Genomic DNA, 20,259 nt, shown 5'->3' on the forward strand with positions numbered 1-20,259 from the left:
CCCGGCGAGTGGGCGGGCCGATCACAGCCGTCGGCGCAGGGGAATGGAGACTGCCGTTCCGAGACCCAGAATCACCGCGACCACCACCGACCCGGTCACCGCCGCATCGCGTGGCCGATGATCGGCGGCGGGCGGTGGGAGCGGCGCACCGATCGCGACCGCATCTGCGGGGACGGTTCGCTGCGTCGGTGTCACGACGTCGGTCACCGCAGCGAGTGGATCGACGACGCCGTGGCCGACCGACGGATTCCATCCGTCGGCCGCCGCATGAGCTGTTCGCTCGATGCGGTCGATCACTTGGAGAGCGGACAGATCGGGCCTGTACGCCCGCACCAGTGCCGCTGTCGCAGCGACGAGCGGTGCGGCGAAACTGGTTCCGGTCATCGGTACTACGCCGTCGGTGCCCCGAATGCCGTTGGCCAGGCCGTTGCCCGCCGGCGACAGCGACGTCATGTTGGAGCCCGGAGCAGCCACGTCCACCCATGGTCCGGCCAGGCTGAACGACGACGGCGAACCGTCCGACTCGACCGAACCGACGGTCAACACGTCGTCGAACCAGGCAGGTGTCGCGATGGTCGCAAACCCTTCCCACGGGTCCGCCTCGGGCCGGACCGGGTCGGGCATGGGGTTCTGTGCCCTGCACGCGTCGCTCCCGAAGTTGCCCGCCGCGGCGACGACGACGACGTTTCTCTCGCGAACGGCGTACTGCACTGCTGCGCCGAGTGGGCCGTCGGCGACGCCTGCGCCGGCCGGTACGCACGCCACTTCGGAGATGTTGATGACCGATGCGCCTGCGTCGGCGGCCGTCCGGATTGCCATGGCCATCGTCCGTACGTTTCCGTACCCGGCAGCGTTCTCGGGTTCGGTCGACTTCTCCTGGTCGGTCCTGTTGTCCACGACTTGAAACACGTTGCTGGACTGACGGATCGACAGGATGCGGGCGTCCGGAGCGCCGCCGGCGAAACCGCTGCCCGAGGCCGTCTGCGCGGCGATGAGACCGGCCACCATCGTGCCGTGCGCGTCACAGTCGAACAATCCGTCGGCGGTGCCGACGTAGTCGCCCCCAGGAATCAGACCCGGCAGACGTGGGTGAGGCGTGACGCCCGTATCGATGACGGCAATCAGTTGACCGGCTCCGCGAGTGATCGGCCACACGGACGCGAAGTCGAGTGCTTGCTGCGCCGTCGGAATTTCCTGGGCGTCGATCGTTTCGGAGGGGACGGCGCACGCGTTCTTCTGCTCGGTCGGTTCCAAAGGCGCGGGAGGGCTGGGCGGTGGCAGTTGCACCGGATCGATGAGCGGGCGTTCGGCGTGCGCGAAGGACGGTCCCATCAGTGCTTCGTAAGTGAGGGTCAGGACAGTGAGCGCGGCAACGGTGTGCGCACGACGCCGGCGCGCGGTCACAGTCCGCGGACGACGCTGTACAGACCGCACACCCATACTGCGATCGGAATGACGAGGGCGATCGCGGCGTATTCCACCAGTTCGGCCGATCGCCGCATCACCGGCGAATAGTTGCGGGTCGGAACCAGGGCTCCGAACACGGATGCGACGACGGCGGCGGCCAACGCCGCGCCGAACAACTCGAGTGCACGGTCCGGAAATGTGATCACTGCCCCGACCGAGAGCGAGAACAGGACGACCGCACCACCACCGACGAGTGGGACGGCATGTGTCACAACGGCATACGTGCGTCCGCGCAGAAGTAGCACCAGCGCGCACAGTGCGGCGAGGGCGATGCCGGGCCACCCGGAACCGGTCGCGGTGTCGCTCGCCGCCGCAGCGAGTACTCCCATCACCACCACGATCGTGAACGCCGTGAGCAATCCCGTCAGGTAGCTCCGTGCGCGCGTGGCTGCCACCTGCAGATCTGCGAACGACATCGAATCGAGCTCCGCCTCCTGGGGGGTGTCCAGTGGGGCACCGGCGGTGGGAACCGGAGGCAACGGAAGCCGCGCCTGCATCATCGACAGTCGGGCCGACACGGCGATTCCGGTCAGACCTACCAGTGCTGCGACGGTACCGATGGCCGCCGGCGTCATCACGGTGAACAACGCGCAGACCGCCGCGGCGAACGCCGACACTGCCAGCACGATCGACCCGGTGAACACGGCGAGCCCGGCACCGCCGATTCGCAGAGACAACAGCGCGATCGAGCCTGCCATGGCCGAACCCAACATCACGTGAGCTGCCCCGAACTGGCCGGGCACGAACAGAGTTCCACCGGTGAACATCAGCGCCGACGCGCATCCCCCGAAAAGCACCGCGACGGCCACCTGCTCGTACAGCCGGCCGAGGATCATCCCCGCAACGGCGAACAGGACCGCGGCCGTGACCGCGGCGACTGCCTCGACCGGGCTGCTCGTGTTCTCGGCACCGGATCGAACCGGGTCACTCAGAACGATTCCGCAGGCGAGCAGCACCGTCGAGCCCGTGATGATCGAACCGACCGTGCGTGCAGTACGCGCGGTCCACTGAGCAACGTCGTCGGTGCCGGAACGGGCCACGGCATCCATGAGATCGTCGAACAACGGAGTCGGTGCCGGACGCTCGGCGACACCCAACACGAGCAGGTCGCCGTCACGTACGCCCAGTTCCGACAGTGTGGACGTCGACGGTAGCGGCGGGCGTCCGATACGGGACAGCGTCCAGGCCCCCGACAACCCGTCGGATCCGGAGTCCGCGGTCCGGCTCCCGACCGGACCCGGTCCTTCCGCAGGCTCCGCTCGTGACGCGATCATGTCGACGATCCCCGGAATCAACAGCGACACCGGAACGTCCACGGGCAGTGCCATATCAACCTGGGTCGACCTCGCCGACACCGTCACCCGGCACACGTCCTGGGCGAAGACGGCACGCAGCCCCTGCGCACGTCGGGCCGGGTCCGATGCGATGGTCGGTTCGGCTGCGTCGGACGGTGTGTTCGTCGTTGCGGGACGGCTGTCGGCGCGTGTCATGGATATCCCCCCGGATGCGTGCAGTGCACTGTCGATGCCCGCCCCCCGGGCATCGTGCGTCCACACCCTACGACATCACGCCGACACTCGACCGCTCGTCGCCTCCGCCGAGACCTGCTCGCAGCAGTCAGGCAGGAACCAGCTCGCTCACCTGGGCCAGCAGCTCGAACGACCTGAGCCAGGATCGACGATCGGAGACGCCCGAGGCGACGATCAACTCGTCTGCTCCCGTGCGTTCGGCGAATCGGTCGAGGTACTCCCTGACCATGTCGGGCGTCCCGACGGCCGAGTACTTCGTCATCTTCGAGATCTGTTGCCCCGCGGGTGCTTCCAGCACCATGTCGGCTTCCTCGTCGGTGAAGGTGCGACCCCGTCCGAGCAGCAGGCTCACGCGGCTTCTCTTGGTTCGGAGGAACTGGGCCTGAGCCTCGGCGACGGTGTCCGCAGCGATCACGTTGACGCCCACGATGAGGTGAGGTTCGGACAGCTGCGCCGACGGACGGAAGTCGCGGCGATAGATCTCCACGGCCTGTTCGAGTGCGTCGGGTGCGAAATGCGACGCGAATGCGTACGGCAGGCCGAGGGCTGCCGCGAGCTGTGCGCCGAAGAGAGACGATCCGAGGATGTACAGCGGCACCTCGGTGCCGGCACCCGGCGTGGCACTGACCCCGGGGACGAGGGACTGCTGGGACAGGTACCCCTGCAGCTCCTGGACGTCCTGGGGGAATCGGTCCGAGGACGCGGGGTCGCGGCGCATGGCGCGCATGGTCACCTGGTCGCTGCCGGGGGCGCGGCCCAGTCCGAGATCGATCCTGTCCGGGAACAACGTGGCCAACGTGCCGAATTGCTCGGCGATGGTGAGCGGCGCGTGGTTGGGAAGCATGATCCCGCCGGAGCCGAGTCGAATTCGCTTCGTGTGTGCGGCCACGTGCCCGATCAACACCGACGTCGCCGACGATGCGATCGTCTTCATGTTGTGATGTTCGGCGTACCAGATGCGCTGGTAACCCCAGTTCTCGGCGTGCTGGGCGAGCGTCACGCTGGCGTCGAAACTGTCTCGGATTGTTTCGCCCTCGCCCACGTGTGCGAGATCGAGGATGGACAGGGGTACGGACACGGAAGCCGACCTTTCGTTCGTCGAACATGTGCGGCCTCGGAGCCGCATTCTTCGTTCAACCGAATGCGGTGCCGTTCTATTTCTGTATCCCGATGCTTCGACGCAACGGTGGACCCTCCGGTTGTGCATGCGTTAGCCTGTCGTCCACGCGGCCTCGGGGGGAGGTCGCCGCGAATGCAGTTGTGGGGGCGCGGCCGTGGGGGCTGATCGATGAGTACCGTGCGCTTCGTTCGCAGCGCGCGCCGGGAAGTACCTCGGTCACCGGGCGGCGAGGTCGTACTTCAACCGCCGCCTCCCGTGCCGCGCGCGGTACCCGGCAATCTCCTGATGAAGCTGATGCCGCTGGTGATGGTCGCCGCCATGGTCGGAATGGTTGCGCTCATGTTCACTTCCGGTGCGGCAGCGAACCCGATGATGTTGATGTTCCCAGCCATGATGCTGATGTCGATGGTGGGCATGTTGGCAGGCGGGGGCAAGTCCGGGGGAGCACGTACCGCCGAGGCGAACGAGGACCGTAAGGACTATCTGCGGTATCTCGACCAGCTTCGACGAGACGTCGCCGACACCGAGCGAGATCAGCGCAGGGCACTCGAGTGGAGCCACCCGGATCCGGGCACTCTGTGGTCGACGGCCGGAACGCACCGTATGTGGGAACGTCGGCCTCAGGACGCCGACTTCGCCCACGTGCGGGTCGGGCTCGGCGATCAGCGTTTGGCGACCCGACTCGTGCCTCCCGAGACCGGACCTGTGGAAGAGCTGGAACCGGTGTCCGCGGTGTCGCTGCGCCGATTCGTGCGAGCACACTCGGTGGTGGCCGAGTTGCCGATTGCCGTGTCGCTGAGGGGATTCGCCGCTCTGTCGGTAGCCGGGGATCGCGATGCCGCTCGCGCGATGGTGCGCTCGATGGTCGCCTATCTCTGTACCTTCCACGGACCGGACCACCTCGCGGTGGCCGTCGTCTGCGGCCCCGACACCGTGGAGCAGTGGGAATGGACCAAGTGGCTGCCGCACACACAACACGACGTGTTGCGAGACGGTGCCGGTTCTGCGCGAATGATCTTCGGCAGTGTCCTCGAGCTCGAGAGCGCGCTGGGGGACGTCCTGTCGATGCGGAATCGCTTCGCACGTGGGGCGGTGAACAGTGGGGTCACGCAGTTGGTGATCGTGGTGGACGGCGGACTGGTCGCCAACCGTTCGACCGACCTCACCGACACCGGCCTCGATTCCGTCACCATCGTCGACCTGTCCGGGTTGTGCACGCGACTGGCGGCAAGTCGCGGGCTCCAGCTGGTGGTCGAGAACGGCTCGATCGGTGCGGTCAGCGGCACGGCAGTCGAGGTCTTCGCCGTGGCGGACGCGATGAGCACCACCGAGGCACACGCCGTTGCTCGACGCCTTTCTCCGTATCGCGCGCCGTCGTCGCCCTCCGCTGTCGATACCGTCACCGACGACGGGGCCGCAGTGTCGGGATGGAACAGCCTCGTCGGAATAGCCGACGTCGCCACGCTCGATACGGATCGAGCGTGGACAGTGCGTCGCGGTCGAGACCGGTTGCGGGTACCCATCGGCGTCGCACCCGACGGCAGCGCGGTCGAGATCGATTTGAAGGAGTCTGCCGAGAACGGCATGGGTCCACACGGATTGTGCATCGGCGCAACGGGTTCGGGTAAGTCGGAGTTTCTGCGTACGCTCGTTCTCGGGTTGGTGTCCACCCACGCCCCGCAGCAGTTGAACCTGGTACTGGTCGACTTCAAGGGCGGGGCGACCTTCGCGGGGCTCGAGGCCGCGCCGCACGTTGCGGCCGTGATCACCAACCTGTCCGAGGACCTGGCTCTGGTCGACCGGATGCGTGATGCCCTCGCCGGCGAGATGAACCGTCGGCAGGAGTTGCTGCGCTCGGCCGGAAACTTCGCCAATGTGTCCGACTACGAGAAGGCGCGCGCAGCGGGAGCTGCCCTGGCGCCGTTGCCCGCTCTGTTCGTGGTGGTCGACGAGTTCTCGGAATTGCTCAGTCAGCAACCGGAATTCGCGGAATTGTTCGTGGCGATCGGGCGGCTCGGACGTTCGTTGCACATGCATCTGTTGTTGGCCAGTCAGCGTCTGGAAGAAGGCAAGCTGCGCGGACTCGACAGTCATCTGTCCTATCGAATCGGTCTGAAAACGTTCTCGGCCAACGAGTCACGTTCCGTTCTCGGTGTTCCCGACGCGTACCACCTGCCTGCTCAGCCCGGTGCCGGCTATCTCAAGTGCGATTCGGCCGAGATCGTCCGCTTCGCTGCGGCCTACGTGTCCGGACCGTACGTTCCGCCACGTTCGAGTGCGGGGGCACCCGCCGCGCAGGGCGTCGACATCCGTCCGAGGCCGTTCACCGCATATCCGGTCGTGGTCGATCCCGTCGAGAACGACGTCCGTGTCGAGCCGGTGGTCGAACCGGATCCGGTCGAGAACGACGACACCGGCGCGACCGTTCTCGACGTCGTCGTCGGCCGAATCGCAGGCCGCGGTATGCCGGCCCACGAGGTATGGCTACCGCCGTTGGACAAGGCACCGACACTGACCCGCTTACTGCCTCGGTCGGTACTGAGCGGCGGCGTCGATGCGCTGAGCACACTTCGTGCTCCGATCGGCATCATCGACAGGCCGTTCGATCAGCGGCGGGATCTGCTCACCGTCGACCTGTCCGGTGCAGCCGGGCACGTCGCGATCGTGGGGGCTCCGCAGTCGGGGAAATCGACGGCCCTTCGGTCGCTGATCATGGCTCTGGCGATGACGCACACACCCGCTCAGGTTCAGTTCTACTGCTTGGACTTCGGGGGTGGAACGCTGGCCGGGTTGGCCGAACTACCGCACGTCGGATCGGTGGCCAACAGATTGGACGTCGACCGAGTGCGCCGGACCGTGGCCGAGGTCGCGGCTGTCGTTCGTCAGCGGGAGAAGACTTTTCGAGATCGCGGCATCGATTCCATGGTCGAGTTCCGGCGGCTGCGGGCGATGCAACCGGTCGATGCGAACGACCGGTTCGGCGACGTCTTCCTGGTGATCGACGGATGGCAATCCATCAGATCGGACTTCGAGAGTCTCGAACAACAGATCGCGACGCTGACGACCCAGGGACTGGCATTCGGTCTGCACCTCGTTCTGACGGCCTCTCGCTGGGCAGAAGTGAGGCCCGCAACGAAGGATCTGATCGGGACCCGGCTCGAGCTGCGACTCGGAGATCCGTCGGACTCGGACATCGGCCGAACGAAAGCCGCCAGTGTGCCGCAGGGCCGACCGGGCCGGGGTATGACCAAGGACGGTCTCCACCTGCAGATCGCACTGCCTCGGGTCGACGACCGTCGATCGGTGGCCGACCTGTCCCGAGCTGTGGCAGAGTCCGTCACCGCGATCGCCGCAGCGTCCACGGGGCCGCCTGCCCCGCCGGTCCGCATGTTGCCGGAGATGCTCGAACGGTCGGAGGTGCTGGATCGACTCGGTGGCACCTGGCCTCGCGACCGCGGCACCGTTGCAGAACTGAGAGTTCCGATCGGCATCGACGAGGCCGAGCTGGCTCCGGTGACGGTCGACTTCGCCGAGAACCCACACTTCGTCGTCTTCGGCGACAGCGAATGCGGGAAGACGTCCCTGCTGCGGGGGATCTGTCGATCTTTGGTCGATGCGAACCCACCCGATCGGGTGAAACTGATCGTGGCGGACTACCGTCGAACTCTCTTGGGCACAGTCGATTCCGAGCATCTGGCCGGCTATGCGGCCGCGCAGGCGACGTTGACGGCGATGATCGTCGATCTCGCAGGCAGAATGAGCAGGCGCATGCCGGGATCGGACGTGACCCAGCAGCAGCTCCGAGAGCGGTCGTGGTGGGACGGGCCCGAGGTGTTCGTCGTCGTCGACGATTACGACCTGGTGGCCACGGCGTCCGGAAACCCGTTGTCGCCCTTGGTCGAGCATCTGCCACACGCCCGGGACATCGGACTGCACCTCATCGTGGCGCGTCGCTCGGGCGGGGCGGCGCGGGCACTGTTCGACCCGGTGATCGGGCGGCTACGCGACCTGGTGACTCCGGGATTGGTCATGAGCGGGAGCCGAGACGAGGGGAGCTTGATCGGCACCGTGCGTCCGAGCCCGATGCCGCCCGGACGTGGAGTGTTCGTCGATCGGTCCGGCCCCGCGCTCGTGCAGCTCGGACACTCGAGTTGACGAGGGCGCAGTGGCGTTACGCGGCTGTGCATTTGAGTCATTCGGAGATTTCTGTCGTCGCGTCCGGTGCGACGCTGCAGGGTCCACGCGAACACGTCGGATCCGCATACGCGGTATCGGAGGGTGGTCGTCTCGTCTTCGGGCGGGCGGGCGCGGACACCGAGGTCCCTCCGCTGCTGTGTCTCGACGATCGATCGATCCTCGTGGGCGGCGCAGTGTGGGATCGCGGCGAAGTCCTGCACGGGATCGTGTGGTCGGCGCTGCAGGGAGCCGGGATACACGAACGACTCGATCTGCTCGAGATCGCGTATCCCTCGACGTGGGGCGACGAGCGTCGAGAGCTCCTCCGAGCCGTGTTCGCCACGTCGGCGAGCGAGGTCGTCGTCGTGGAGACGGCGATCGCCGCGGTCGCGTCGGCGGGAGAACGCGCACCGGCTGCTGCGGTGGTGATCGAAGTGGGCACCCTCGACACGACGGTCGTCCTGGTGGACGAGGCAAGAACTCACGGCGGCGACATCGGTGCAGTACTTGCTGTCGGAGAACGAGACGACAGCTGGCGACGACGAGCCGACGACTACCTTCGATCGTCGGTGTCGCAATGTCCCGAGGACATTTTCATCGTGGCGGAGTCGGGTTCGAGCTCGAGCCCCGCTGCGGAAGATCCGGCACGATGGCTGACCGGACTCGACGTCGCCAGGTCTCTGTATCGACGTGCGGGAGCGGAGGTGGAAACTGCCCCGTCAGGGCGAGCCGCGGCAGGGCGCTCGGCGGCATGGCTCGACGAAGTGACCGTCGCGGTGCCACCTCCCCGAAGAAGCGGATGGCCGGTTCGAGCGTTCGGTGCGGTGGCCGCATCGGTCATCGTTGCCGGTGGTGTCGTTGCACTGACGTTCGTCCTTCGGTCTCCGCAAGAGGTGGCCGTCGCGACCTCGCCGCCGTTCGCGATGCCTGCCACCCAGGCGGTGTCGACGACCGAAGCCACCCCCGCGACCGAAACGACCCCCGCGACCGAAACGACCTCGGCGACAGCAGTATCGGCGACGAGCGAGTCACCGTCGGTGATCCCGTCGGCGACGTTCGTCTCGGGCCGGGCGTCGCTGCGACTACCGGCGACCTGGACCAGGATGGAGGACCCGGCCCGGATGGTGTTGATTCCGCCGACAGCACCCGAGCGTCGCATCGTCGTCACAGTGCAGGAACTGGTGCCCGGCTCGACGCTCGAACAGGTTGCGTCCGAGCTCGGTGCGGCAGTCGACGCGCGTGGACCCGACTCCCCGATCGGATCGCTGGAGCCTGCCCGTGATTTCGGAGGTCGGGTGGGGATCTCGTACGTCGAGCGGCCGGCCGATGCGTCCACTGTGTTGTGGCGTGTGCTGGTCGAATCGGATGTGCAGGTGAGCATCGGCTGCCAGTTCGAGGGACCGGACTCGTCCGCGATCGACACCGAATGTGATCTGGCCACCCAGACTCTGGAGATCGTGCCGATGAGTTGAGGCCGCCGCGCAGATTTTCGCCGTATGCCGGAACCGAACCGAGGGGTGGCTGCGTCCAAGGAGATGTAGGGGAGTGAGCGGGCCGCACGCGGTCCCTCGGTCGAGCGTCATGTGCGCCGCGGGCGTACGTGAATACGAAAATCGAAGCAGAGGAGTCGAAGTGGGATATCCAGGGGGACCGGAATCTACGGGTTCGTCGAACGGCGTCACCGTCACACCGCAGGAGCTCGTTGCTGCCGGGGCGACGATCGAGGGCCTGAGCGTGTCGATCGATGCGTCCAACTCGGCCGTGCGTTCCATCGTCGAGCAGACCGCCGAGGCGTGGGTGGGCAAGGCCGGCAAGTCGTTTCAGGATGTCATGTCGCAGTGGGACACCAGTGCCCAGAAGATGCGCAGCGCGCTCGAGCAGATCTCGGCGGACATCAAGACCAACGGCCACGGCTACTCCGATGCGGACGACGACAACGTGGCGGCTGTGAACCAGGTGGCGGGATCGCTCGGTTCGGGACTGACCACGTTCAACTGACGACACGACCGGCCACCGAACGACCGACCACACGACCGAGCTCTATTTAGGAGACTGATTCGACATGAAGTACGACTTCGCTCAGATCGCGGCGTTGACCGAGGCGATGAACAAGCAGGCGAACGTGACCAAAGACCTTCTCGCCGACGTGGACGGCACTGCGAAGAGACTCTACGAATCGTGGGAGGGCGACGCGATGACGTCCTACTACGAACTCCAGCGTCAGTGGAACTCCGCATCCGACGAGCTCAATCTCATTCTGTCGAGCCTCGTCGCGGCCGCCCGCACCGGCGGCGAGGCCATGCACGGGGTGGAGATGGCGAACAAGGCGCGCATGGCGCGCTGACCGTCGACCACGAGCGTCGTATGCCCCGATCGGCACTTGTCGGTCGGGGCATACGACTGTCGAGGGGCGCGGCACCTGGCGCGGGTTGTGGTGGCGGTGTGTACTGGACGGATGACGGATTTCGGGACGGCGATCGATGCCGAGCGTTCTCGCGCCGAACACCGCCTGCACTCCCTTCGCGACGAGCTCGCGTCGGTCATCGAAGGCAGCCGGTGGACCACCGACGACGACGAACACGACCCGGAGGGTTCCACCATCGCCTTCGAGCGTGCCAAGATCGCAGCCCTGATCTCCGACACCGAGTCCGAGATGCGCGAGCTCGACGCTGCGTCCACGCGGTGGGATCTCGGTACGTACGGCACGTGTGAGCGGTGCGGAGAGTCGATACCGGCGATCAGGCTCGAGGCATTGCCTGCGGCCCGCCGCTGTGTGCGGTGCGTTCGCCTGTCCTGAGCCGGTCTTCCGCGTCGGAGGCGTTTTGACCTGGGTGCCGGCTCCCGGTATCGTTCCCCGTTGGCGTGTATGGGCTCGCCGCATTTCTTCGATGTGCAGAGCTCTTGTCCTCGGGTCTCAACTGGCCGCCGAGGGCATCCACACGTCTTGGCCAGCAGCGACATCATGAAGACAGGAATTTTCTGTGTCTACTTACGCCCCGAAGGCCGGGGACACCACCCGGACGTGGCATGTGATCGACGCCACGGACGTCGTGCTCGGACGCCTCGCCGTCCAGGCCGCGACACTGCTCCGCGGTAAGCACAAGCCCACCTACGCACCCAACGTCGACGGTGGCGACTTCGTCGTCATCATCAACGCCGAGAAAGTTGCCATCAGTGGCAACAAGCTCGATGGCAAGTTCCACCACCACCACTCCGGCCATCCGGGCGGTCTGAAGTCGCGCTCGACGCGTCAGGTGCTCGAGAACAACCCCGACCGTCTCGTGGAGAAGGCCGTTGTCGGCATGATCCCGAAGAACAAGCTCGGAAATGCCATCGCGAGCAAGCTGAAGGTCTACGCGGGACCGAACCACCCGCATGCCGCTCAGCAGCCCGTTCCGTTCGAGATCAAGCAGGTGTCCCAGTGACGGCGCCGGAGGGAAATGACGTGACGTCGCAGGAGAACATCGAAGAGATCGCCGCCGACGAGTTCGTGGCAGTGGAAGATCCCGAGGTGGCCACGGAAATCGAAGCTGCTGCAGCTCCGGCCCCCATCGTGTTCGATCGCCCGATCCAGACCGTCGGCCGCCGCAAGGAAGCCGTCGCTCGTGTTCGGTTGTCCTCGGGCACCGGTGGATTCAAGCTCAACGGCCGCACCCTCGAGGATTACTTCCCGAACAAGGTGCACCAGCAGCTGATCAAGGCTCCTCTGGTGCTGGTCGACCGCGCAGAGTCCTTCGACATCGTGGCACTGCTGCACGGTGGCGGACCGTCGGGACAGGCAGGCGCGCTGCGTCTGGCCATCTCGCGTGCGCTGATCGAGCTCACCCCGGACGATCGCCCGGCTCTCAAGGCCGCCGGCTACCTCACGCGTGACGCGCGTGCGGTCGAGCGCAAGAAGTACGGCCTGAAGAAGGCCCGTAAGGCGTCGCAGTACTCCAAGCGCTGACGCGTCTTACCCGTTCCATCCTCGAGGGCAGGCTCCAGCAAGATCGGATGCCTGCCCTCGAGGCATTTTCCGACGATGTTCTCTCTGTTCGAAGGGGTCTTCATTCATGGCGCGATTGTTCGGCACCGACGGAGTGAGGGGACTCGCAGGCGGGGTCCTGACGGCAGAGCTCGCCATGACCATCGCCCGGGCTGCCGCCGCCGTGCTGGCACCGGATGTCGACGGTGGTCGACGGACAGCGGTCGTCGGCCGTGACCCCAGAATCAGCGGTTCGATGCTCGGTGCCGCAGTGTCGGCCGGGCTCACTGCCTCGGGTGTCGACGTGATCGACGTGGGCGTGCTGCCGACCCCCGCGGTCGCCTACCTCACCGGCGAATACGGCGCGGCGCTGGGCGTGATGATCTCCGCCTCGCACAATGCGATGCCCGACAACGGAATCAAAATTTTCGCCGCAGGCGGGCACAAGCTCGACGACGACATGGAAGATCGCATCGAGGCGTTGCTCGGGGTGGACGGCCGCACCGAGAAGCCGGTCGATGTGACCGGCGCTGCCATCGGTCGCATCGACGTCGCTCCCGACGCTGCCGAGCTCTATGCCGGGCACCTCGTCGCACCGCTCTCGCACCGACTCGACGGTGTCACCGTCGTGGTGGATTGCTCGCACGGTGCAGCCTCGACGGTCGGACCGGAGATCTACCGCCGGGCCGGTGCGACGGTCGTGGCGATCAACGCCGAGCCCGACGGGCTGAACATCAACGACGGGTGTGGTTCGACGCACCTGGAAGGGCTGCAGAAGGCTGTCGTCGAGCACGGGGCCGACCTCGGGATCGCGCACGACGGCGACGCCGACCGCTGCCTCGCGGTCGATGCCTCCGGTGCGGTGGTGGACGGGGACGCGATCATGGCTGTGCTGGCCATCGCGATGAGTGAGAACGGCACGCTGACCGACAACACGTTGGTCGCCACCGTCATGAGCAACCTCGGGCTCCACATCGCGATGCGCGAAGCGGGAATCACGTTGCGTACCACCGCAGTCGGTGATCGATACGTCCTCGAGGAGTTGCGCCGCGGAGGGTACGCACTCGGTGGTGAGCAGAGCGGACACGTCGTACTCCCTGCGATCGGGACGACCGGCGACGGGATCGCGACCGCGCTGCGTGTGATGGAGCGGATGGCCCGGACCGGACGCACCCTGGCGGATCTGGCGTCGCCGATGCGCACGCTGCCCCAGGTGTTGATCAACGTACGTGTCTCGGACAAAGCTGCGGTGGCGTCGGCACCGTCGGTGTCGGACGCCGTGGCCGTCGCCGAGCTCGAGCTCGGCCAATCGGGGCGAGTTCTGTTGCGTCCCAGCGGGACCGAACAGCTCGTGCGAGTGATGGTGGAAGCGTCGGAACTCGACGTTGCGACCCGGCTCGCCGAGGAGTTGGCGGGCCGGGTCGCGGCGGTCTGATCGTCAGGCAGTGTCCGATCGTCAGGCGGTGAGTTCTCGCAAGGCGGTGAGCTGCGCGACGCGTCCTGCGGTGTCCTCGGCCAACGGTGCGACGTTGAGTGTCGTCACGCCGGCTTCGGCGAAGGCTGCCACGCGCTCCTTGACGTAGCTCTCCGGTCCGATGAGATTCACCGAACGCGCGAGCTCGTCCGGAACCGCCGCTGCTGCTTCCTCTTTTTTGCCGGCGAGGTACAGATCCTGAATCTTCTCGGCCTCGGCTTCGTAGCCGTAGCGCTGAGCGAGGGAGTTGTAGAAGTTCTTTCCCTTGGCTCCCATGCCGCCGATGTAGAGCGCCAGGTGGGGCTTGACCCAGGGGAGGTACTTGTCGGCGTCCTCGCCGATGGCCAGTGTGGGACTGGCGAACACCTCGAGTTCGCCGAGTGACGGATCGCGTTTGGCCTTGCCTGCGGCCAGCGATTCGCCCCACACGTCGGCTGCCTTCTCCGGGAAGTAGAAGATGGGCTGCCAGCCCTCTGCGATCTCCGCGGTGAGCTCGACGTTCTTCGGTCCGAGAGCGGCGATGACGACCGGAATGCGTTCGCGCACAGGGTGATTGATCAGCTTCAGTGGCTTGCCCAAGCCGGTTCCCTTGTCCGCCGGCAACGGGATCTGGTAGTGCTTGCCCTGATACTGCACTTTCTCTCGACGCCACACCTGGCGGCAGATCTCGATGACCTCACGGGTTCTGGCGATGGGTGCGTCGTACTTGACGCCGTGGAAACCCTCGACGACCTGTGGCCCGGATGCGCCGAGTCCGAGAACGAAGCGCCCGTCGGAAACGTAGTCGAGGCCGGCGGCCGTCATGGCCGTCAGCGACGGCGTTCTCGTGTAGATCTGGAAGATGCCCGACGCGATCTTGATCGTGCTCGTCTTGGCCGCAAGGAACCCGAGTTGACTGACGGCGTCGAAAGAATAGGCCTCGGGCACGAAGATGATGTCGAGGCCCGCCTTCTCGAGTTCGGCTACCTCGGCAACGGTCTCGGTGAAACCACCGCTGTAGTTCAGCATCGTTCCGATGTGCATGGGACTCCTCGTTCTCGAGTAGCTGGTGGAGCTGCTCGGTTGTCTGTTACCGACGTTTCGTATCGGGACGTTACCGCTCGCCGGGGAACCGATGGGAGTCGGCGCACGTCATAGTGGGAAAGGGGCACTTCGAGCGGGAACGGGCGGGCGATGAGCGACGGATTCTGGGTGGACGCGGTCCGCGTGCGCGAGGTGGCGAACTCGATGACGGCGTCGGCGGAGGCCCTGGGCACGGCAGCCGATTCGATCGCATCACCGGGATTCGGTACCGCCGCCGCAGGACGGAACTACGGAGACCTGGGCGCGGCCTATCTCGACGCCCACTCCGGGCTCGGGCGAGCCGTCGGGGTGTGGCGATCGTCGGTCGACGACATCGCGGATGCCCTCGTCGCCGCGATGAGCGCGTACGAAATACAGGACGACGCCGGTGCCCACGCGATCGACTCGTTGCGGTGACTGTTTCTTCCACCTCGCCCGCCGAGGCAGCATCGGTCGACGAGATTCTCGACGCCAATGCCGTCGGGCTGCTGTATTTCGAGCGTTTCCTGCCGTTGGCCGAGCGCGTTCCCGGCAGCAGAGTCCCGCGCTACGACGAGGTGTGTGCACGGTACGACGAGCAGCGCGGCCTGAACCTGGAGGCTCTGGCGTCCGACGCAGATGCGGTCGGGGCTATGGCTGCGGCGCTGGGTGAACAATTGGACGAGCAGACGCAGCTCCTGATCGTTCTTCGACTGCGGTGGCACGGTGACGCCGGTGAGACGGCCCAGCGATATGTGGCCACCGAGCAGGAGAGAGCAGGGGTGCTTCTCGACTCGGTCGAGGATGCGCTGCAAACGATGTACGCGGCTGTGGACGTACTGCGTGAGGCTGTGACCGACAAGGCCGAGCTCGTCGGAAGCCTCGATACCGACGCCGTGGAAGGACACGATCCCGACCGAATCGATGCGCTTCTGCTGGCCTCGGGCATCGAGTGCGTCCCGGTCGACCGGGCAACCGTGTTCGCCCGCCTGGCACCGGCGTTTCCGGAATGGGCCGAGCGATTTGCGCGAGCAGACGTATCGGGCGAGTTCGCGGCCGAGGTCGCCGACCGGTCTCGAGAATGGATCGAGGGCGAGTTCGTGCCACATGTGCAACGCACGTGTGCAGCGGTTTCGTCTGCCTGCACGGCCACGGACACGGCCGTTCGAGAGTGCCTGGCCCTGGTGGTGAAGGTCATCGAGGAAGTCGTCCACCCCGTGTTCGACGAGCTCGACGAGCGCAGCTGGGTGCCGCTGGCTGTTGCCGAGCACTCGAGCGAGCGGTCGTCGCCCGAGAACTGCCCTGCGGCGGTCACGGGCGGAGCCGGGGGAGAGGCAGCCGTCACCGGACCCGCATCGGCAGCCCAACCTCCGTCCGAGGTGCCGGCCTCGGCTCCGCCGGCGCAACCGGCACCTGCTCCGGATGCACGTGCCACCGGTCCCACGGCGTGGGGCGAAACCGAGAACGACAATGGTCGTGAAGACAGTCGGGTCGATGCAGTCGCCGGACTCGTCGACGGCATGGTGGACGGCATCGTGGACGGCATTGTGGACGACATCGTGGACCGGGTTGTCGAGGCGCTCGGTGACACGACCGGCGACGGGAGTGTCAGCGACGAGACCGATGTCGACCCCACCGCAGAACCCGACCCTACGGAAGGCTCCAACCCCACCGCAGTACCCAATCCGACTGCAACGCTCGATGATCCGCCCGCTTCGATCCCGTCGCCGGAATTCGGTGATGCATCGAAGGTCGTCGGCGAGCGCGGCCATCTCGAGGCCGAACTCGACGGCCATCGTGCCCGTATCGCGCTCGAACACGATGGGGCCGTATCGCTTCGACTCGAGACACCGGGCCTCGGGGTGCGCACGTTCGAGTTGCGCGTTGGTCCTTTCGGATTGCCGGAGATCGTCGAAGTTCCCGGGACCGTCGATCCGAGCGGTGTCGGGGTGTCGAACCGGTCTTCGGCGACCGTGGAACCGCCGGAGCCCGCCGCGGGGGATCGAACCACACCCGATGCAGAACCCGAGATCGAACCGGCACCTCCTTCTGCCGAGTCCGGCGCTCCCGAGCAGAACACAGCGACCTCACCGCCGGTGGATGTCGCACCGGCCGACGAGCCGCAGGTGGGTAGTGCACCGACGGACTTGCAGCCCGCATCGACCGCGGACACCCCGGAGGTATGCGTTCCTGAAACTTCGGGCGAGGAGCGCTCCGTCCGGCAGGGCTCGAACGAGACTCATGAGGTACCTGCAGCCCCCGTGGCCCCTCCGGTCACCGAACCTCAGCCCAGCTCGGCGGGGTCCGGCGCGGGCTTGAGCGAGGCGGGTGCACTGTGAATTCGGACCCCGCGTGGCGTCGTGAACTGCACCGTATTCGCGACGCGCATCGGTCGGCGATGGCGGATGCCGCCGAACGGCTACGGAATCCGAGCGAACCGGCGAGAACCGATGTGGGACAGGGGGTTTCGGACCGGTTGAGCGGAAGTGACACTCGGTTGGCAGCGGGCTCGGTCCTGCGCCCGGCTCACCTGGATCGGCGGCACGGCGCACCACACGTCGAACCGGACCCCGACGAGCAACCCCGATCGTGGCTGGTGTGACGACGCCGAGCCCGGTGGGTCAGCCGCGACCCAGCAATGCCTTGATCGACGCGGTCGCCTTCGGCTTGGGCTGCTCGGTCAGCGGCGCGTGAGGGTCGACAGCACGGGTGCCGGCGATGTCGCCGTTCGTTCCGGCCAATTCCTCGTAGTCGGAGTCGCCGGTCAGGTGGTAGAGCAGAAATGCGGTCAGTACAGCGCGGGTGCGTTGCTGGGTCTTGCGGTCGGAGCTGTTGACTCCCAGTGCGCGGAGCATTCGCCGGCCTTCGACGAATCCGTCTGCCGTCGAGCCGTCGATCCGTCGGAGGACGGATGGTCCGTGCCAGGCCTGGGCGAGAGCCAGTGAATTGTCGTTGAGCGAATCTGCGTTCGAGCTGTCGCCGACGACCAGTCCGGGCACGTCGAGGCCTGCGGCGGCGTCCTCGGACGACGGTGCCGTCGGTGCCGGAAACAGGGCGGCGACCGCTTTGACATCCGGTCGTCGGGAGGCAGCGAGTACGGCGGTCCCGGCGCCCATCGCGTGACCGACTGTGGCCAGATTCTCGGGATGCACACTGATGTTGCCCGAGCCCAGGCGAACGCCGGTCATGATGTCGAGCACAGTGCCCAGGTCGGTGGCGAGTCCGCGGTGCGAGGGCACGAGGCCACGCTCGGTGTCGGGTGCTGCCACGACGAACCCCCACGACGCCAGGTGCTTCAGGGTGTCGGTGTAACTGCCGGGGCGCAGCATCCAACCGTGCGCGAACGCCACACCGGGCAGGCCGAAGCCCTCGGCCGGGGTGTAGACGACGCCAGGTTGCCCGGCCAGGGCCAGGTTCCCTCTGAGTACCTTGTGCGGGCCACGCTTGGAGAGAGCAGATGCCAGCTTCTTCGGTTTCGCCACGAGAGATGACGCTACCGAATGTGCTCGGGTATGGGGACGCCGGACACGGCGACCTGAGCGAATGGGTCGTGCGCGTCGTGCCGAGTACCCTGATGCACCATGTGCGGAATCGTTGGATATGTCGGCCACCGCCCAGCTTTGGGTGTGGTGGTCGAGGCGCTTCGGCGTATGGAATATCGGGGCTACGACTCCGCAGGAATCGCGATACTGGACGGCGCAGGCTCTACCGCGGTGGAGCGCAAGGCCGGGCGGCTGGCAAACCTCGAGGCCGAATTGGACGACATCGGCACCGATACGTTCGTCGGGACCACCGGCATGGGACACACGCGGTGGGCGACGCACGGGCGTCCGACCGACCGCAACGCTCACCCACATCGCGACGCGTCCGGAACGGTGGCGGTGGTGCACAACGGCATCATCGAGAACTTCGGTCCGCTGCGTGCCGAACTCGAAACGGCGGGTGTGGAGTTCCTGTCCGACACCGATACCGAGGTCGCTGTCCACCTCGTCGCTCGGGCATACGCGGACGGGCCTACCGCGGGCGATTTCGTCGCCAGTGCGAAGGCGGTGCTGCGTCGCCTCGAAGGTGCGTTCACGCTGGTCTTCACTCATTCCGATCACGCGGACACGATCGTCGCGGCGCGTAGGTCCACCCCTCTGGTGCTCGGAGTCGGAGAGGGCGAGATGTTCCTCGGGTCCGATGTCGCGGCATTCATCGAGCACACGCGCGACGCCGTCGAACTCGGGCAGGACCAGGTCGTCGTCATCACGGCCGATGGCTACGACATCAGCGATTTCGACGGCAACGAGGCGCAGGGGCGTCCGTTCCGGATCGATTGGGACCTCGCGGCCGCCGAGAAGGGCGGCCACGACTACTTCATGCTGAAGGAAATCCAGGAGCAGCCCGCCGCCGTGGCCGACACGTTGCTCGGCCACTTCGCCAATGGCCGGATCGTGCTCGACGAGCAGCGTCTCTCCGATCAGGAACTGCGTGACGTCGACAAGGTGTTCGTCGTCGCCTGTGGCAGTGCCTACCACTCCGGTCTGCTCGCCAAGTACGCCATCGAGCACTGGACCCGGCTGCCGGTGGAAGTGGAACTGGCCAGCGAGTTCCGCTATCGCGACCCGGTACTGGATCGGTCGACCCTGGTCGTGGCCATCTCGCAGTCCGGCGAGACCGCCGACACCCTCGAAGCAGTGCGGCACGCCAAGGACCAGAAGGCGCGCGTTCTTGCGGTGTGCAACACCAACGGCTCGCAGATTCCCCGCGAGGCCGACGCAGTTCTGTACACGCGTGCAGGTCCGGAGATCGGCGTCGCGTCGACCAAGGCGTTTCTCGCCCAGGTGACCGCGAACTACCTCGTCGGCTTGGCTCTCGCTCAGGCGCGCGGCACCAAGTACCCGGACGAGGTGGCGCGCGAGTTCGCCGAACTCGAAGCGATGCCGGAGTTGGTGCAGCGGGTGCTCGAGACGGTCGAGCCGGTGCGTGCGCTCGCGCGCGAGCTGTCGACGTCGTCGACCATCCTGTTCCTCGGTCGACACGTCGGTTACCCCGTCGCTCTCGAAGGCGCGCTCAAGCTCAAGGAGCTCGCCTACATGCATGCGGAGGGCTTCGCCGCCGGTGAGCTCAAGCACGGTCCGATCGCGCTGATCGAGGACGGCGTTCCGGTCATCATCGTCATGCCGTCGCCCAAGGGCCGTGCGGTGCTGCACTCGAAGATGCTCAGCAACATCCGCGAGATCCAGGCCCGCGGCGCTCGGACGGTCGTCATCGCGGAGGAGGGCGACGAAGCGGTCCGGCCTTTCGCGGACAGCCTCATCGAGATCCCGGCGGCGTCGACACTGCTGCAGCCGTTGCTCTCGACGATTCCGCTGCAGGTCTTCGCAGCCGAGGTCGCTCAGGCGCGCGGCTACGACGTGGACAAGCCGCGAAATTTGGCCAAGTCCGTCACGGTCGAGTAGAAGGACCGGCGGGCTCGACACACACGACGGCACGAGCGGGAGGA

At 66.5% G+C, this 20,259-nt stretch carries 16 protein-coding genes; 11 read left to right on the forward strand and 5 right to left on the reverse strand.

All coding sequences use genetic code 11. From position 1 onward, the window contains the following. Positions 1–21: 21 nt before the first annotated feature. The 3 genes from mycP to K414_RS0113130 form a co-directional block, all read right to left on the reverse strand. Positions 22–1,332: a type VII secretion-associated serine protease mycosin gene (gene mycP / locus K414_RS26930; protein WP_230591649.1), complete on the reverse strand. Its 1,311-nt coding sequence runs from the start codon at positions 1,330–1,332 to the stop codon at positions 22–24. Positions 1,333–1,400: 68 nt separating this feature from the next. Beyond that, on the reverse strand, positions 1,401–2,957 hold the full coding sequence (gene eccD / locus K414_RS0113125) for a type VII secretion integral membrane protein EccD (protein ID WP_051365100.1): 1,557 nt from the start codon (positions 2,955–2,957) through the stop codon (positions 1,401–1,403). Positions 2,958–3,084: 127 nt separating this feature from the next. Further along, positions 3,085–4,074: an LLM class flavin-dependent oxidoreductase gene (locus K414_RS0113130; protein ID WP_027496339.1), complete on the reverse strand. Its 990-nt coding sequence runs from the start codon at positions 4,072–4,074 to the stop codon at positions 3,085–3,087. Between the two features lie 210 nt (positions 4,075–4,284). Between K414_RS0113130 and K414_RS0113135 the strand changes: the two genes are divergently transcribed. From K414_RS0113135 to glmM, 8 genes are all read left to right on the forward strand, one after another. After that, positions 4,285–8,271, forward strand: a complete 3,987-nt coding sequence (locus tag K414_RS0113135; RefSeq protein ID WP_027496340.1) for a type VII secretion protein EccC — start codon at positions 4,285–4,287, stop codon at positions 8,269–8,271. A gap of 32 nt (positions 8,272–8,303) precedes the next feature. Continuing rightward, the gene (locus K414_RS0113140; protein ID WP_161631804.1) at positions 8,304–9,764 is read left to right on the forward strand and encodes a type VII secretion-associated protein; all 1,461 of its coding nucleotides are present in this window, start codon (positions 8,304–8,306) and stop codon (positions 9,762–9,764) included. 160 nt (positions 9,765–9,924) lie between these two features. Further along, positions 9,925–10,290, forward strand: coding sequence for a WXG100 family type VII secretion target (locus tag K414_RS0113145; protein WP_027496342.1), 366 nt, complete (start codon positions 9,925–9,927; stop codon positions 10,288–10,290). Positions 10,291–10,354: 64 nt separating this feature from the next. Continuing rightward, on the forward strand, positions 10,355–10,636 hold the full coding sequence (locus tag K414_RS26935; RefSeq protein WP_032365622.1) for a WXG100 family type VII secretion target: 282 nt from the start codon (positions 10,355–10,357) through the stop codon (positions 10,634–10,636). Positions 10,637–10,747: 111 nt separating this feature from the next. After that, on the forward strand, positions 10,748–11,089 hold the full coding sequence (locus K414_RS0113155; protein ID WP_027496343.1) for a TraR/DksA C4-type zinc finger protein: 342 nt from the start codon (positions 10,748–10,750) through the stop codon (positions 11,087–11,089). 184 nt (positions 11,090–11,273) lie between these two features. Further along, entirely contained in the window at positions 11,274–11,717 is a 444-nt protein-coding gene (rplM, locus tag K414_RS0113160; RefSeq protein WP_027496344.1) for a 50S ribosomal protein L13, read from the forward strand. After that, complete coding sequence (gene rpsI, locus K414_RS0113165) at positions 11,714–12,238, forward strand: 30S ribosomal protein S9 (protein WP_027496345.1); 525 nt, start codon at positions 11,714–11,716, stop codon at positions 12,236–12,238. The genes rplM and rpsI overlap by 4 nt, the downstream gene beginning before the upstream one ends. A gap of 106 nt (positions 12,239–12,344) precedes the next feature. Then, positions 12,345–13,691 (forward strand): phosphoglucosamine mutase, encoded by a 1,347-nt coding sequence (gene glmM / locus K414_RS0113170; RefSeq protein ID WP_027496346.1) that lies wholly within the window; start codon positions 12,345–12,347, stop codon positions 13,689–13,691. 21 nt (positions 13,692–13,712) lie between these two features. Here glmM and K414_RS0113175 read toward each other — a convergent pair whose 3' ends face one another. Next, on the reverse strand, positions 13,713–14,753 hold the full coding sequence (locus K414_RS0113175; RefSeq protein ID WP_027496347.1) for an LLM class F420-dependent oxidoreductase: 1,041 nt from the start codon (positions 14,751–14,753) through the stop codon (positions 13,713–13,715). Positions 14,754–14,903: 150 nt separating this feature from the next. On the opposite strand from K414_RS0113175, the gene K414_RS0113180 reads away from it, so the two are divergent. Then, positions 14,904–15,209: a type VII secretion target gene (locus tag K414_RS0113180; protein WP_027496348.1), complete on the forward strand. Its 306-nt coding sequence runs from the start codon at positions 14,904–14,906 to the stop codon at positions 15,207–15,209. Beyond that, positions 15,206–17,110 carry a hypothetical protein gene (locus K414_RS0113185; protein WP_027496349.1) on the forward strand — a complete coding sequence of 635 codons (1,905 nt, stop codon included), beginning with the start codon at positions 15,206–15,208 and terminating at the stop codon, positions 17,108–17,110. The genes K414_RS0113180 and K414_RS0113185 overlap by 4 nt, the downstream gene beginning before the upstream one ends. A 282-nt stretch (positions 17,111–17,392) precedes the next feature. Here K414_RS0113185 and K414_RS0113195 read toward each other — a convergent pair whose 3' ends face one another. Continuing rightward, positions 17,393–18,253, reverse strand: a complete 861-nt coding sequence (locus tag K414_RS0113195) for a dienelactone hydrolase family protein (RefSeq protein WP_027496351.1) — start codon at positions 18,251–18,253, stop codon at positions 17,393–17,395. Between the two features lie 99 nt (positions 18,254–18,352). Here K414_RS0113195 and glmS point away from each other — a divergent pair, with 99 nt between their 5' ends. Next, positions 18,353–20,215: a glutamine--fructose-6-phosphate transaminase (isomerizing) gene (gene glmS / locus K414_RS0113200; RefSeq protein ID WP_027496352.1), complete on the forward strand. Its 1,863-nt coding sequence runs from the start codon at positions 18,353–18,355 to the stop codon at positions 20,213–20,215. The last annotated feature ends 44 nt before the right edge of the window (positions 20,216–20,259 follow it).

Origin of the sequence: Rhodococcus sp. JG-3 (assembly GCF_000482405.1) — a bacterium.
In the GTDB taxonomy this organism is placed as follows: Bacteria; Actinomycetota; Actinomycetes; order Mycobacteriales; family Mycobacteriaceae; genus Rhodococcoides; species Rhodococcoides fascians.

Bases quoted from the DNA above. Each gene is read 5' to 3' on its own strand.
- K414_RS26935 (WP_032365622.1), top strand. From the start codon at position 10,355: ATGAAGTACGACTTCGCTCAGATCGCGGCGTTGACCGAGGCGATGAAC.
- glmM (WP_027496346.1), top strand. From the start codon at position 12,345: ATGGCGCGATTGTTCGGCACCGACGGAGTGAGGGGACTCGCAGGCGGG.
- K414_RS0113135 (WP_027496340.1), top strand. From the start codon at position 4,285: ATGAGTACCGTGCGCTTCGTTCGCAGCGCGCGCCGGGAAGTACCTCGG.
- glmS (WP_027496352.1), top strand. From the start codon at position 18,353: ATGTGCGGAATCGTTGGATATGTCGGCCACCGCCCAGCTTTGGGTGTG.
- K414_RS0113155 (WP_027496343.1), top strand. From the start codon at position 10,748: ATGACGGATTTCGGGACGGCGATCGATGCCGAGCGTTCTCGCGCCGAA.
- K414_RS0113175 (WP_027496347.1), bottom strand. From the start codon at position 14,753: ATGCACATCGGAACGATGCTGAACTACAGCGGTGGTTTCACCGAGACC.
- mycP (WP_230591649.1), bottom strand. From the start codon at position 1,332: ATGGGACCGTCCTTCGCGCACGCCGAACGCCCGCTCATCGATCCGGTG.
- eccD (WP_051365100.1), bottom strand. From the start codon at position 2,957: ATGACACGCGCCGACAGCCGTCCCGCAACGACGAACACACCGTCCGAC.
- K414_RS0113180 (WP_027496348.1), top strand. From the start codon at position 14,904: ATGAGCGACGGATTCTGGGTGGACGCGGTCCGCGTGCGCGAGGTGGCG.